Here is a 13,199-nt window from a genome sequence, read left to right as displayed (position 1 = left end):
CATCGGTCAGCTGACCGATGCTTTTATAATGGTAATTTTACTACCATTTACCTCTACCTCATCACCTGCACGTTTGCCAAGTAGGGCTTGTGCCATTGGTGACTGTATCGAAATCTTACCCGCTGCTACATCCGCTTCAAGCGTTGTAACAAGCTGATAGGTTTCGAGCTCCTCTGTCCCCTCTCTAAACGTCACTACTGCACCTAATCCAATCACTTCACTAGTTGTCTGTATAATGGTTGCTGTTTCTAACAAATAGGCGAGTTCTCGTGCTTGTTCACGCAACATAACATAATCATCAAATGCTTGCTGGTAGGTAGGGTCATCCGAAAAATCACAAAATGTACGTCCATGCAGTACACGTTGCTCCGCTAATTTAATTTGTTGTTGTAATTGTTGTAGTTTTTGCTGTAAATCGGCATGCCCCTGTGCTGTTACTTCCATGCTATCACCTCACCTCTCATGCTACGCATCACCTCGTATAAAATCAAAAAAACCGCCCTAGCTAGGAGCGGTTAATCTTCTTTATGTTGGATAGCCTCGATCTGAGCTTGCTGTGCGGCAAGTGCCTCTTCAATTTGAAGTTGTTGCTCTCGCTCTGTTTCTTCTTTAATGCGTGCCTCCTCAGATTTAAGGTACTTATGGAAGCCGTAACGCGCTACAACAATACTAATTTCGTATAAAATAAATAGCGGTACTGTTACGATTAAATGGGATAACAGCTCTGGTGGTGTAATGAGTGCAGCAAGTACGAATAAAATAAAGTACGCATACTTACGGAACTTTACCATCCACATTGGATTTAATAAGCCAATGCGTGACAAGAACAACATGACAATTGGCATTTGAAATAGGAAGCCAAAAGGCAATGTAATCCTAAATAAAAAAGAAAAATATTCGTTAATACCGATGGTTTGCTGGATTTCTAAATCATTGGATAGCAGCATCATGAAATTCATCATATACGGAAATAAAATGAAATAGGAAAAGGCTAGCCCTCCTAAAAATAAAATAAAGGAGTACGGGATATAACTTAGCGTAGCACGACGCTCAATGTCACGTAAGCCAGGGCTAACAAATGCCCAAATCTGATATAAAATAATCGGTGACGTAATAATTAGTGAAATTAAAAAAGTCACTTGAATATAAATCATCAGCGGCGCGGTTACGTTAAAGGCATGGAGCTGTAAGTCGTGCTTAGTGCTCGTAGCCTGCAAATATGTGATGAGTGGCTTGGCTAAAAAGAACGAGCCAATTAAACTAATCACAAAGAAAACGGCGGATAATACCAGCCGCTTTCGTAATTCCTCTATATGTTCAATGACAGTTAGTTCTTGTTGATTCATTAGTCAAACACCCTAACTTACTTATCTAGTTCTTTCTTAGTGTCGATTTTCTTTTTATCTTCATCTTCATCTACCAAACCTTTTGTAGCGTGCTTAAACTCACGTAATGTCGAACCAAACGCCTTACCTAACTCTGGTAATTTCTTTGGACCGAAAATTAGCAGTGCTACGATGGCAATTAAAATAATACTACCCGGACCGATTGGACCCATGTCTAGCCACCTCCTCATTTAATATCTCTCATTTTACCGCAATTTATAACAATTAGCTAACGAATTTACTGTGAACGTCACTGCTGATTTCGGATTAAATAAATGAGTGCTTGTAGCTCAACGGATAAATCAATATTAAGCAATTGCATTTTATCTGGCACATGAATGCGCTCTGGTGTGAAGTTTAAAATCCCCTTTGCATCAATAGAAGCAAGGCGATCTGCTGTAATTTGTGCAGCATGTGGTGGCACAGTTAAGATAGCCATCTCTGCGCCAAAGGCTACGTACTTTTCTTCGAGTAGCTCAGGCGGAAATACCGGAATATCACTGACGAGCTTCCCTTCAACTGGCGCTTTGGTATCAAACGCTACAACAATATGCGTGTTATGGTTTTTTTGAAAATTATACTTTAATAAGGCGCTACCTAAATTACCGACACCGATTAATGCAACCTTCGTTGGCTCTGCTTGGTCAAGCGTCTCACTAAAAAACGCCAGCAAATGCTTGACGTCGTAGCCATACCCTTTTTTACCAAGTGCCCCGAAATACGAAAAATCTCGGCGTATCGTAGCCGAGTCAATTTTCATTGCTTCACTTAATTGCTTTGAGGAAACGCGTTCTTGCCCCTCGTTCGCAAAGTTTTGCAGAAATCGATAATACAGAGGAAGGCGCTTTGTCGTTGCCTGTGGAATCTTTACTTCGTTTTTCACACATGTTCCTCCTACTTGTGTACATCTAAATTGTTTTTATCTTACATGACTCTGTTAAATCTGTAAAGGGTAGCCGTTGCCTTGCATCCCCTCATCTATTACACTTAACATGAACAGAGGTGACGACATGATTGTATTACAAGTCAATCAACTAACAAAATCATTTATTGCAGACGAAATCCTAACAAATGTTAAGCTCGAAGTACAACACCGTGACCGCGTAGCACTTGTCGGACGCAACGGCGCAGGTAAATCTACTTTACTAAAAATCATCGCAGGTCAGCTATCTTATGATAGCGGTGATATTATTATACCAAAGGATGTGCGTATTGGTTACCTCGAACAACATGCAGGTTTAAATTCAACCCGTACGATTTGGGAAGAGATGATGACCATCTTCGAACCACTACGTGCGAAAGAACAACAACTACGTTCATTAGAACACCAAATGGCTAGCCCTGAGGTATATGATAATGCGGAACGTTACGCACAAATTATGGCGGAGTACGATCAACTTCAACATGACTTTAAAGATATTGGTGGTTACCAGTACGAAGCAGACACACGCTCTGTACTACACGGCATGCAATTTTTTGAAGAGGACTATCAAAAGCTTATTACATCGCTATCAGGTGGGCAGCGCACACGTCTTGCGCTCGCTAAACTTCTATTAAGCAAGCCTGACTTGCTCATTCTCGATGAGCCGACCAACCATTTAGACATTGCCACATTACAATGGCTAGAGAGCTATCTTAAAGGCTATGAAGGCGCAATCCTAATCGTATCCCATGACCGTTACTTCCTTGACCAAATCGTAACGATTGTCTACGAAGTTTCGCGTCAGCGTGTAACAAAATATACAGGCAACTACAGTGCCTACCTTGACGATAAAGCTAAAAACTATGAGCGCGACATGAAAATGTATGAGCGTCAGCAAGACGAAAAAGCACGTCTTGAAATGTTCATTCAAAAAAATATTGCACGCGCTTCTACAACAAAAATGGCGCAAAGTCGTCGTAAGATGCTCGCCAATATGGATTTTATGGACTCACCTGATGGTGACGAAAAATCAGCGAGCTTTGGTTTTACTATTGACCGCCAAAGCGGTAATGATGTACTCGCAATTGACGATTTATCTATTGGCTACGGCGAAAAAATCGTCGCACAGCATATTTCTATGCGTGTGTTCCGCGAAGACAGCATCGCACTTGTTGGCCCAAACGGTGTAGGTAAGTCAACACTGCTTAAAACGATTGTGGATGATTTACAACAAGAGGCTGGCACAGTTCGTTATGGTACCAATGTTAAAATTGGCTACTATGATCAAGAGCAGGCTAAGCTCTCCAGTACTAAATCCGTCCTATATGAGTTGTGGGATGAGTGGCCCTTAATGAATGAGGGCGAAATCCGCTCCGTGCTTGGGCAATTTTTATTTAGTGGTGAGGATGTTGATAAAATCGTTAATGATTTATCTGGTGGTGAAAAAGCCCGCCTTGCACTCGCTAAACTTATGCTCGAAAAGGCCAACTTCCTTATTCTCGATGAGCCGACCAACCACCTTGACCTAGACAGCAAGGAAATTTTAGAAAATGCGTTACTAGATTACCCAGGCACACTGCTTTTTGTCTCACATGACCGTTATTTTATTAATCGTATTGCCACTAAAGTTATTGAGCTTTCGCCAGACAATGCCTTTGAATACTTAGGTGACTACGACTACTATGTAGAGAAAAAACAAGAGCTTGAAGAACTTGCGGCAATGAAGCTAGCTAACTTGCCTAAAACAGAGGTAACTGCAGTAAAAACACCTTCCACTAAGATTGATAAGGAAGCAAAGAAACGCGAACGCCAAATTCGACGTGCCATTGAGGAGCTCGAAGCCACAATGCATACAGAGAATGAACAAATCGCAAACTACGAGGCACAACTTTGTGAGCCTGAAGTTTTTGCAGACCATCAAAAAGTAGCAGAAATCCAAGCTGCGCTAGATGCCGTTAAAGATTCGCATGAATCTAATGAAATGGAATGGCTTGAACTAAATGAACAATTAGAAGAAGTAGCCCAATAAAAATAAGCAATCCCATTAAGTTGTGGGATTGCTTATTTTCGTTATTGCGTATATATTGGTCAAGTGTAAATTTCATGTAAAATTCACTTTTCATTTGTAAAGCCTATAATATCAATGTTTATCAAATTATCCACAGTGGATAACCCACTCACAGCAACACTATATATAGGTTATCCACAAGTTATCCACAGGCATTACTTCGCCCAACTTGTTAATTCCATTCCTGGATTACCATTCATCGTTAAATTACCACGAACACCACTGTCATACATTTTACTTGCCGCAGCACCAATCATGGCCGCATTATCTGTACATAATGATAGAGGTGGTACATAAAATGGTATACCTTCTTGTTCAAATGCTGCTGCTAGTGCCGTACGTAGCCCTTTATTGGCTGATACACCGCCTGCCGCTACAACTTGCTTAACTTTATATTCACGCGCCGCACGTAGCGCCTTCGCTGTAATGACCTCAACTACACTATCTTGAAAACCTTTCGCTACCTCTTGTGGTACAATTTCGCCACCGCGCTGATCTACATTATGCTTGTAGTTAATTACTGCTGATTTTAAACCACTAAAACTAAAATCATAGCTACCTTCTTCTAGCCATACACGCGGAAAATCGACTGCTGTTGTTGCCTCGTGAGCTAAGCGGTCAATATGTGGGCCACCTGGATACGGTAAACCTAGCACACGTGCCACTTTATCATACGCCTCGCCTGCAGCATCATCACGTGTTTCGCCGATTACTTCAAATGAACCGTGTTCTTTCATAATAACAAGCTCAGTATGTCCACCTGATACAACAAGTGCTAACAATGGAAACACCATAGGTTGCATTAATTCATTTGCATAAATGTGCCCTGCGATATGATGCACACCTACTAAAGGTAAGCCATGTGCAAAGGCAAAAGCTTTCGCTGCATTAATACCAATCAGTAAGGCTCCTACTAATCCTGGGCCTTCTGTTACAGCGACTGCTGTTAAATCCTCAGCAGTGATGTTAGCCTCGCGTAGCGCTTCTTCAATAACAATCGTAATTTGCTCAACATGGTGTCGTGAGGCAATTTCAGGCACTACACCACCAAAGCGCTTATGGCTTTCGATTTGCGAAGCTACTACATTTGAAATAATATCGTTACCATTTTTAATTACTGCTGCTGCGGTTTCATCACAGCTTGTTTCAATTGCTAATATTAATTGATTTTCCATTATAAATTCACCCACATTACAAGAGCATCCTCTTGGTTATCTGTATAATATCCTTTTCGTATGCCACCGTCTTGAAAACCTAGTTTGCGGTAAAGCCCTTGTGCGACATGATTAGACACACGCACCTCAAGACTCATATTTTCCATAGCGTGCGCTTTAGCTGTAGCCATTGCTGTTTGCATTAAACCTTCGCCAATACCTAAACCACGCGCTTTTTCAAGCACTGCAACATTGGTGATTTGCACATCACCAAAGACCATCCACATGCCACAAAAACCGATAATCTCGTTATCTACTTCAGCTACTACATAGCTCGCATATTGATTTTCATTCATTTCATAATGAAACGACTCCTCCGTCCAAGGCGCTGCAAAAACAGCTACCTCAATCGCATGCACAGCCTTAACGTCTGCTGGTGTCATTTTTCGATAGCGTACATTAGTTGCCATTCGACTTTTGCTCCTTCAGCCAGTTTGCCTCCGCTTCTGCAATGCGTCGGTACGTTGGTGTCACCGTATGAACAGTCGTGTCTTGCGGCTTTGTCATAGCTAAACGAATCACTTCACTCGCACGAGGCAAGTCAACCGTAAATGGTGCACGTATTGCCGCATCACCCATAATTTCTTCAATAATTGTCCAATACATCGTAACATCGCGTCCTACAAATAATACAGGCACGCCTAAGTCTCGTAACTTTGGTAGTAAGTCAATCACAGCGTAATGGCCGTCCTCAATTACTACCTCCTCGCCTTGATAAGCGCCACTATAAACATGTTGGCGACGCGCATCAATCATCGTACAAATTACGCCCGTAAAATACGGTACGTTATAAGCTAATGCTTGCAAACTCGAAACAGACACAAGCGGCTTTTGTAACGACCATGCTAATGTTTTAGCAATCGTTACACCAATGCGTACACCTGTATAAGAGCCTGGACCTGCCGAAACAGCAATCGCATCAATATCCTTCACTACAAGTTTAGCACGCGTTAACGCTTCTTCTACCGCAGGCATTGCACCTACAGAATGTGTTAGCTTATTATTTTGTGTAATCTCTGCTACTAAAATGCCGTCTTTCACAACTGCTACTGATAGTGGGGCATTTGCAGTATCTATTCCTAACCAAATCATCGTATTAACTCCTCACATAATTGCTCATAACGCTCACCTATTGCCGTAATTGTAAAGCGGCGCGCAGTATCTCCCGTACGCTCAATACGAATAGCTAAACGCTCTGCTGGCAAGTCGGCTTCAATAAGGTGTGCCCACTCTACTACCGTGACCGCATCACCATAAAAAATCTCGTCCCACCCTAAATCTTCATCACTATCTGCTAAACGGTACACATCTAGATGATTAAAAGGCAGACGACCTGTATATTGCTTCATAATGGTGAACGTTGGACTGTTAACTACACGCTTAACACCTAGTCCCTTAGCAAACGCTTGGGTAAAGGTTGTTTTCCCAGCACCTAAGTCGCCCTCTAAAGTAATCGTATCTTGCGCCGCTACAAGCTGCGCTAATTTAGTTGCTAACGCTGAGGTTTCCTCAGGTGAAGCAATCTCTATAATCACTGTCATTTTCTTCACTCCCAAGCCTTACTGTCTGCTCTTAATGATACACTATTTTCATCAAAAAAGATGATACGTTTACTCCGCATCATCCTCATCTGTCACTGCACCATGCAGCTCCACAATTTTTTTATCAATTACTTTATCTTCTTTAAATTGTAGCTCATAGCCTCGTGTAATAAGTAGTTCATCATGCCAAAGGTACGTGCCAGATTTTTGCTTTTTACCTGCACCACCTGCCGTTCGCACAACATCCATATAACTCATGCCATTACTCACTTTGTCAAACTCTGTATCATTCATAAAGCGTTGCCAACGGTAATCATTACTGCTTTCAATGGCTAGCAATTCATTGCCACAGCCACTGACTAACACACTTGAGCTAATGAGTATGCCTAATATGATTTTTTTCATAGTGCACCTCCTAGCCTTTTCTAACTTTTACCCGCTAGGAACAGAAAAAAACCTTTAACACAAGGTTAAAGGTTGAAGTTTCTATTAAATGGCGGTCCCGACCGGGATCGAACCGGCGATCTCCTGCGTGACAGGCAGGCATGTTAACCGCTACACCACGGGACCACTTACTTAAGGACAAGATTTATTATAGCATATCCACAAGGGATTGCAATAGCTTTTTTCAACTTTTTTTACGTTATACTAATTCTAGGAGGTGTTCATATGCAATCGCATAATTTACAAGCTTTTGATGTAGATTACACATACCGTTTTACCAAGAAGCTCGAAACCTTTAAAACAAATGACAAACTAGGCTATCGTACTGCTGGCTCTACTGCCGAACATCAAACAGGGGCAATGATTGCTGAAGAAATGAAACGCATCGGCTTAACTCAAATTACTAAGGATGCTTTCACCTTAGATACATGGGAATTTAAAAAAGCAGAACTTACCTTTACCACAGCAACCGGACAACCCTATACCGCTATTTTAGGTAGCTATCAAACACATTTTGTTACAAATGGGCCCCAAACCTACGACATCATCTACGGTGGACGCGGTACAGCTACTGACTTTGCTACAATTGATGCTACAAACAAGTTAGTATTAATTGACATTGATCAAGACCGCGATTGGTGGATTAGCTATCCTGCACTCCAAGCACATTTTAAAGGGGCTATCGCTATCATCGCTGTACAATCAGGCGGCTTCTCACAAGTAAATGCAGATGCCTTAAACGCTCAAGACATTTGTGGACCTGCTTACGCGCCCGCATTTTCGATGTCACAAAACGACAGTCTTTTATTACGCGAGCAACTTGCTACAGCGGCGAGCGTGAGCGTTTCGTTTGATGCCTGCTCAATTGTTCAACCAAATGGCACTTCATATAACTATCATGGCAAAATAGAAGGCAAAGAAAAAGATAGTTATATTTTGATTTCTGCACATTATGATTCTTATTTCAGTGGCTTTCAAGACGACCATGCAGCTATCGCTCTCATGTTAGGACTTGCCAAAAATTTAATCACTACTGGCTACCGCCCACAAAAAACACTTATCTTTTTAGCTCTCGCTGCTGAGGAGTGGGGTGTCATTGATTCCCGTTATGATTGGTCTGTAGGTGCTTATAATCAAATCACAACGGTTCGACCAGACTGGCGTGGTAAGGTATTTGCCAATATTAATTTTGAGCTCCCTGCTGTTGCACATATGCCCGCTGATCGTATCCGTACTGTGTACGAATTGCATACGTTTCTCGCTCAATTTGTAGAACACATACCTCGCAGTGATGTTTATCCGCAAGGTATCGAGGTGCTCTCACCACTTGCTACGACCTCTGATGATTTTTCATTTGCTATAGGTGGTATTCCATCATTGCGTAATGATTTTCAAGACTCATCATTTATTCGTACACATTACCATTCGCAATTTGATGACGAAACAACATTCAATCCACAAGCAATGCTTTTTCATTTACAACTATACGATGCTCTTATTAAACGTTATGACGAGCTAGCTGTTGTGCCTGTAGATTTTAGCACCCGTCTTATCGCCATGCGCAAAACAGCGCCCGTAGCCTTGCATACATTACTAGAACAGGCACTCGAGGTAACACGTTCTTTGCCTCCACTTAATAAAACGCATAATCCACAATTGCTCGCGATTTTTTATTTTATGGAAACACACTTTACTAAGTTAACATGGCAAGATGAGGTTATTTTTCCGTATGAGCATACTTTAACAAATTGTGCAGCACTGACACGTGCGATTGAGCGATTACAACGTGGTGATTACAAAGGGGCACTTCAATATGACCTTCACTTAATCGACAATACATGGCAGGCTTACGATTTTGATAGGGATGTTTATGATCATTTCACAAATTATGTTTGTAAAGCTGCACCTGAGCGTTTACTGTGGGGAGCTGGTCGCATTATGGGGCATATTGATTTATTCGACGTTGTACAAGCACTGAAAACAAAAACAGCTGATGAAAGTATGGAGGCTGAAATTGAACAACTCCAACATGCCTTACAACAACAACAGCGACTCCACCAAACAATTGTTGAAGCTACATCACAACATATAAAGGAGCTAATTCAATTACTCAAACACTTGTAAAAAGGGCTAAGCGCCCTTTTTTCGCACAAAAAAACCCTATTGCCTAAGCAATAAGGTTTTAATAAGCGGGTGATGAGAATCGAACTCACATCATCAGCTTGGAAGGCTGAGGTTTTACCACTAAACTACACCCGCATAAATGGCGCGCCCGAGAGGAGTCGAACCCCTAACCTTCTGATCCGTAGTCAGACACTCTATCCAATTGAGCTACGGGCGCAATATAAAATTACCAGTTTATAAATTTGATGCGGCCGAGAGGACTTGAACCTCCACAGGGTTTCCCCCACTAGGCCCTCAACCTAGCGCGTCTGCCATTCCGCCACGACCGCAAAATGTTAAAACAAACACCAACATAAATTATAAAAAACTGGTGAGCCATGTAGGATTCGAACCTACGACCCCCTGATTAAAAGTCAGGTGCTCTACCAACTGAGCTAATGGCTCTAAATAAAAACAAAAAAAATGGCTGGGGTACTAGGACTCGAACCTAGGGAATGACGGAATCAAAATCCGTTGCCTTACCACTTGGCTATACCCCAATCATTTTAAAATGGCGGTCCCGACCGGGATCGAACCGGCGATCTCCTGCGTGACAGGCAGGCATGTTAACCGCTACACCACGGGACCTCATAATAAAAACCCTAAAACCTTAAAACATTTCTTTAGAAAAAATGGTGACCCCTACGGGATTCGAACCCGTGTTACCGCCGTGAAAGGGCGGTGTCTTAACCGCTTGACCAAGGGGCCTAAATGGCTCCGAAGGTAGGACTCGAACCTACGACCGATCGGTTAACAGCCGATTGCTCTACCACTGAGCTACTTCGGAATACTAGTACGTCGTTCTTAACTCGACTTTTACTATTATAGATGCCATTTCAAAAAACGTCAATACCTTTATTCAATTTTCTTTATTTTCCCCTTACAACGCCCACAACGATAGCGTGTAGTATCTATTTTACGCTGACGCTGATAGCTTGTAGAACAGCTTTCACACTTATAGTTATGCTCGTATTCACGTGGTGTAAGCGGCTGGCAAAAGCGCGGGGCTCCTACTTGCTTTGCTAGCTGCTTAAAATCCGCATCACGATGTTGGTAACCTAGATTAGCTAAATGTAAATGGTAATGACAAAGCTCATGCTTAATAACATTAGACAATTCTTCTTCACCATAATTCTCATATATTTTAGGATTAACTTCGATATGATGAGTTGCTAGCATATAACGACCACCTGTTGTACGTAACCGTGGATTAAAATAAGCTTGATGGGAAAAAGACGTAGCGAAAAATGTTAAGGAAAGCTGCCTAACAAGTGCCGTTAATTGTTCATTGTTCATTCGGCGCAATCATCGTTAAACTAATACGATTTTTAGCTAAATCTAATTGCTCCACCCATACCGTAACAATATCACCTAGTGTGACTACATCTAATGGGTGTTTAACGCGCGACTTACGTAGTTTAGAAATATGCACAAGTCCGTCTTGTTTTACACCAATATCAACAAACGCACCAAAGTCTACAACATTACGCACAGTGCCTTCTAATGACATACCTACTTGTAAATCTTCTGCTTTTAATACATTTGTTTTTAGTAATGGCTGTGGAAAGGCATCTCGTGGATCGCGCATTGGTTTACGTAAAATAGTAACGATATCTTGTAGCGTAATCTCACCAACAGCTAATTGTTCAGCAAGTGTTGCCACTTGAACATTTGCTAACGCTTCATCTAACTCCTTTGTACCAAGTGCTTTTTTAGTCATACCTACTGCTTGTAGTACTGCTTCTGCTAAATGATAACTCTCAGGGTGAATACCCGTTGCATCTAATGGATTTTTAGCACTTGGAACACGCAAGAAACCAATTGCTTGTTCATATGTTTTGGCACCTAAACGTGGTACTTTTTTTAACGATACTCGAGAAGTATAGGCCCCATTTTCTCCACGCATTTTCACGATGTTTTCGGCTACAGTTTTTGATAGCCCTGATACATGCTGAAGTAAAGATACAGAGGCTGTATTTACGTCCACGCCAACTTGGTTAACAGCTGTTTCTACAATAAACGTTAGTGATTCTGCTAATTTCTTTTGTGAAACGTCATGCTGATACTGCCCAACCCCTACTGCCTTTGGTTCAATCTTTACAAGCTCCGACAGCGGATCTTGCAAACGACGCGCAATCGAAACAGCACTACGCTCTTCTACTTGTAAATCCGGAAACTCCTCACGTGCTACAGGCGAAGCTGAATAAACCGATGCTCCTGCTTCATTAACAATGACATACGAGGCTGTCGTATCTTGCTCTTGCAAAATCTCCGCAATAAATTGCTCTGTCTCACGAGAAGCTGTACCATTTCCAATCGCAATAATTTCGATAGGATAGCGCTTTAACAACGTTTCAACTTTTTGCTTAGCCTCACCACGTCTATTTTTCATTGGTGGGTGCGGGTAAACTACCCCGATTTCAATCATCTTGCCAAACTCATCTACAACCGCTAACTTACAGCCTGTACGGAATGCAGGGTCAACACCTAACACATATTTATTTTTCATTGGTGGTTGCAATAATAGGCTTCTCAAGTTTTCCGAAAAAATATGAATAGCCTGTTGCTCAGCGACTTCTGTCAATTCATTACGTAACTCACGTTCAATAGAAGGGTGGATTAATCGCTTAAATGCATCTTCAATTGCTGACTTAACTTCTGCAATCGATGGCGAATTACCTGTTGCAGGAATCCATCTTGTATACATTGCACGCATTACAACATCTTCTGGTAGCGTAATACCTACACGCAACACATTCTCTTTCTCTCCACGGTTAAGTGCTAAAATACGGTGCGGTACAATCGCATGCACGGGTTCAGTGTAGTCGTAATACATTTCAAAGACACGTTGCTCATCTTTGTCACCCTTCTTTACTGTTGTTTCGATGATGCCACGCTTACGCCCTAACTCACGAATTTTTTCACGGATACTTGCATCGTCTGCAAAATTCTCCGCTAAAATGTCACGCGCACCTGCGAATGCTTCTTCCTGCGTAAGTAACTCTGTTGCAGGATGTTGCTTATATAACTCTTGTAAAGACATAGGGGTAAAGCGTAACAATGCACTTGCTAATGGCTCTAAACCTTTTTCCTTAGCCATTGTTGCTTTTGTACGACGCTTTTGCTTAAATGGGCGGTATAAATCCTCTACACGCTGTAAAACAGTAGCTGCCGTAATGTCCTTTGTCAGTTGCTCCGTTAGTTTACCTTGTTCCTCGATTAAACGTAGCACCTCATCCTTACGCTCTTGCAATTGCACAGCATAATGGTAGCGGTCTTCAATTGCTTTAATTTCTACTTCATCTAATGAATGCGTAGCCTCTTTTCGGTAACGTGCAATAAAGGGAACTGTATTACCATCTTGCAAAAGTTCAATTACTGTTTTTACTTGCTTTGGTGTTACCTTAACTTGTTCAGCTACATGTTTAATCATTTTTTCTTCCACCTTAATCACTACCTTTC

At 41.7% G+C, this 13,199-nt stretch carries 13 protein-coding genes and 9 tRNA genes; 2 read left to right on the top strand and 20 right to left on the bottom strand.

The annotated features are described in order from the left end of the window. Positions 1-6: 6 nt before the first annotated feature. The 4 genes from CH76_RS10475 to CH76_RS10460 all read right to left on the bottom strand — a co-directional run bounded on the left by CH76_RS10475 (position 7) and on the right by CH76_RS10460 (position 2,268). Entirely contained in the window at positions 7-444 is a 438-nt protein-coding gene (locus CH76_RS10475; RefSeq protein ID WP_036145859.1) for a GreA/GreB family elongation factor, read from the bottom strand. A 71-nt stretch (positions 445-515) separates the two neighbouring features. After that, positions 516-1,346, bottom strand: a complete 831-nt coding sequence (gene tatC / locus CH76_RS10470) for a twin-arginine translocase subunit TatC (protein ID WP_036145858.1) — start codon at positions 1,344-1,346, stop codon at positions 516-518. 17 nt (positions 1,347-1,363) lie between these two features. Then, positions 1,364-1,558, bottom strand: coding sequence for a twin-arginine translocase TatA/TatE family subunit (locus CH76_RS10465; protein ID WP_036145856.1), 195 nt, complete (start codon positions 1,556-1,558; stop codon positions 1,364-1,366). Positions 1,559-1,635: 77 nt separating this feature from the next. Next, a complete protein-coding gene (locus CH76_RS10460) occupies positions 1,636-2,268 on the bottom strand; it encodes a redox-sensing transcriptional repressor Rex (RefSeq protein ID WP_036145853.1) in 633 nt (210 codons plus the stop codon). Between the two features lie 127 nt (positions 2,269-2,395). On the opposite strand from CH76_RS10460, the gene CH76_RS10455 reads away from it, so the two are divergent. Continuing rightward, positions 2,396-4,336 (top strand): ABC-F family ATP-binding cassette domain-containing protein, encoded by a 1,941-nt coding sequence (locus CH76_RS10455; protein WP_036145850.1) that lies wholly within the window; start codon positions 2,396-2,398, stop codon positions 4,334-4,336. Positions 4,337-4,530: 194 nt separating this feature from the next. Here the strand turns inward: CH76_RS10455 and tsaD are convergent, their stop codons facing one another. The 6 genes from tsaD to CH76_RS10425 form a co-directional block, all read right to left on the bottom strand. Then, on the bottom strand, positions 4,531-5,550 hold the full coding sequence (gene tsaD, locus CH76_RS10450; RefSeq protein ID WP_036145847.1) for a tRNA (adenosine(37)-N6)-threonylcarbamoyltransferase complex transferase subunit TsaD: 1,020 nt from the start codon (positions 5,548-5,550) through the stop codon (positions 4,531-4,533). Next, complete coding sequence (rimI, locus tag CH76_RS10445) at positions 5,550-5,999, bottom strand: ribosomal protein S18-alanine N-acetyltransferase (protein WP_036145846.1); 450 nt, start codon at positions 5,997-5,999, stop codon at positions 5,550-5,552. The genes tsaD and rimI overlap by 1 nt, the downstream gene beginning before the upstream one ends. Then, positions 5,989-6,681, bottom strand: coding sequence for a tRNA (adenosine(37)-N6)-threonylcarbamoyltransferase complex dimerization subunit type 1 TsaB (gene tsaB, locus CH76_RS10440; RefSeq protein WP_036145844.1), 693 nt, complete (start codon positions 6,679-6,681; stop codon positions 5,989-5,991). The genes rimI and tsaB overlap by 11 nt, the downstream gene beginning before the upstream one ends. Further along, positions 6,678-7,130: a tRNA (adenosine(37)-N6)-threonylcarbamoyltransferase complex ATPase subunit type 1 TsaE gene (gene tsaE / locus CH76_RS10435; RefSeq protein WP_036145842.1), complete on the bottom strand. Its 453-nt coding sequence runs from the start codon at positions 7,128-7,130 to the stop codon at positions 6,678-6,680. The genes tsaB and tsaE overlap by 4 nt, the downstream gene beginning before the upstream one ends. 69 nt (positions 7,131-7,199) lie before the next feature. Continuing rightward, entirely contained in the window at positions 7,200-7,535 is a 336-nt protein-coding gene (locus tag CH76_RS10430; RefSeq protein WP_036145841.1) for a hypothetical protein, read from the bottom strand. 89 nt (positions 7,536-7,624) lie between these two features. Further along, positions 7,625-7,700, bottom strand: a tRNA-Asp gene (locus CH76_RS10425). Between the two features lie 99 nt (positions 7,701-7,799). On the opposite strand from CH76_RS10425, the gene CH76_RS10420 reads away from it, so the two are divergent. Further along, positions 7,800-9,698, top strand: a complete 1,899-nt coding sequence (locus tag CH76_RS10420) for a M28 family peptidase (RefSeq protein ID WP_036145840.1) — start codon at positions 7,800-7,802, stop codon at positions 9,696-9,698. A gap of 64 nt (positions 9,699-9,762) precedes the next feature. Here CH76_RS10420 and CH76_RS10415 read toward each other — a convergent pair. From CH76_RS10415 to CH76_RS10370, 10 genes are all read right to left on the bottom strand, one after another. Beyond that, positions 9,763-9,833: transfer RNA gene (locus tag CH76_RS10415), tRNA-Gly, on the bottom strand. Positions 9,834-9,838: 5 nt separating this feature from the next. Further along, positions 9,839-9,915 (bottom strand) — tRNA-Arg (locus CH76_RS10410). Positions 9,916-9,944: 29 nt separating this feature from the next. After that, positions 9,945-10,027: transfer RNA gene (locus tag CH76_RS10405), tRNA-Leu, on the bottom strand. 39 nt (positions 10,028-10,066) lie between these two features. After that, positions 10,067-10,142 (bottom strand) — tRNA-Lys (locus CH76_RS10400). Between the two features lie 19 nt (positions 10,143-10,161). Continuing rightward, positions 10,162-10,237 (bottom strand) — tRNA-Gln (locus CH76_RS10395). A 12-nt stretch (positions 10,238-10,249) separates the two neighbouring features. Beyond that, a tRNA-Asp gene (locus tag CH76_RS10390) sits at positions 10,250-10,325 on the bottom strand. Positions 10,326-10,370: 45 nt separating this feature from the next. Further along, positions 10,371-10,445 (bottom strand) — tRNA-Glu (locus tag CH76_RS10385). 4 nt (positions 10,446-10,449) lie between these two features. Next, positions 10,450-10,524, bottom strand: a tRNA-Asn gene (locus tag CH76_RS10380). A 68-nt stretch (positions 10,525-10,592) separates the two neighbouring features. Next, positions 10,593-11,033, bottom strand: coding sequence for a SprT family protein (locus CH76_RS10375; RefSeq protein WP_036145837.1), 441 nt, complete (start codon positions 11,031-11,033; stop codon positions 10,593-10,595). Then, on the bottom strand, positions 11,023-13,170 hold the full coding sequence (locus CH76_RS10370) for a Tex family protein (RefSeq protein ID WP_036145835.1): 2,148 nt from the start codon (positions 13,168-13,170) through the stop codon (positions 11,023-11,025). The genes CH76_RS10375 and CH76_RS10370 overlap by 11 nt, the downstream gene beginning before the upstream one ends. Positions 13,171-13,199 lie beyond the last annotated feature (29 nt).

Source organism: Lysinibacillus sp. BF-4 (genome assembly GCF_000743635.1).
In the GTDB taxonomy this organism is placed as follows: domain Bacteria; phylum Bacillota; class Bacilli; order Bacillales_A; family Planococcaceae; genus Metalysinibacillus; species Metalysinibacillus saudimassiliensis.
This window is presented reverse-complemented; position numbering and strand designations above follow the sequence as displayed.

Bases quoted from the DNA above. Each gene is read 5' to 3' on its own strand.
- tsaB (WP_036145844.1), bottom strand. From the start codon at position 6,681: ATGATTTGGTTAGGAATAGATACTGCAAATGCCCCACTATCAGTAGCA.
- tsaD (WP_036145847.1), bottom strand. From the start codon at position 5,550: ATGGAAAATCAATTAATATTAGCAATTGAAACAAGCTGTGATGAAACC.
- CH76_RS10475 (WP_036145859.1), bottom strand. From the start codon at position 444: ATGGAAGTAACAGCACAGGGGCATGCCGATTTACAGCAAAAACTACAA.
- CH76_RS10375 (WP_036145837.1), bottom strand. From the start codon at position 11,033: ATGAACAATGAACAATTAACGGCACTTGTTAGGCAGCTTTCCTTAACA.
- CH76_RS10455 (WP_036145850.1), top strand. From the start codon at position 2,396: ATGATTGTATTACAAGTCAATCAACTAACAAAATCATTTATTGCAGAC.
- CH76_RS10465 (WP_036145856.1), bottom strand. From the start codon at position 1,558: ATGGGTCCAATCGGTCCGGGTAGTATTATTTTAATTGCCATCGTAGCA.
- tsaE (WP_036145842.1), bottom strand. From the start codon at position 7,130: ATGACAGTGATTATAGAGATTGCTTCACCTGAGGAAACCTCAGCGTTA.
- CH76_RS10430 (WP_036145841.1), bottom strand. From the start codon at position 7,535: ATGAAAAAAATCATATTAGGCATACTCATTAGCTCAAGTGTGTTAGTC.
- CH76_RS10420 (WP_036145840.1), top strand. From the start codon at position 7,800: ATGCAATCGCATAATTTACAAGCTTTTGATGTAGATTACACATACCGT.
- rimI (WP_036145846.1), bottom strand. From the start codon at position 5,999: ATGGCAACTAATGTACGCTATCGAAAAATGACACCAGCAGACGTTAAG.
- tatC (WP_036145858.1), bottom strand. From the start codon at position 1,346: ATGAATCAACAAGAACTAACTGTCATTGAACATATAGAGGAATTACGA.
- CH76_RS10370 (WP_036145835.1), bottom strand. From the start codon at position 13,170: ATGATTAAACATGTAGCTGAACAAGTTAAGGTAACACCAAAGCAAGTA.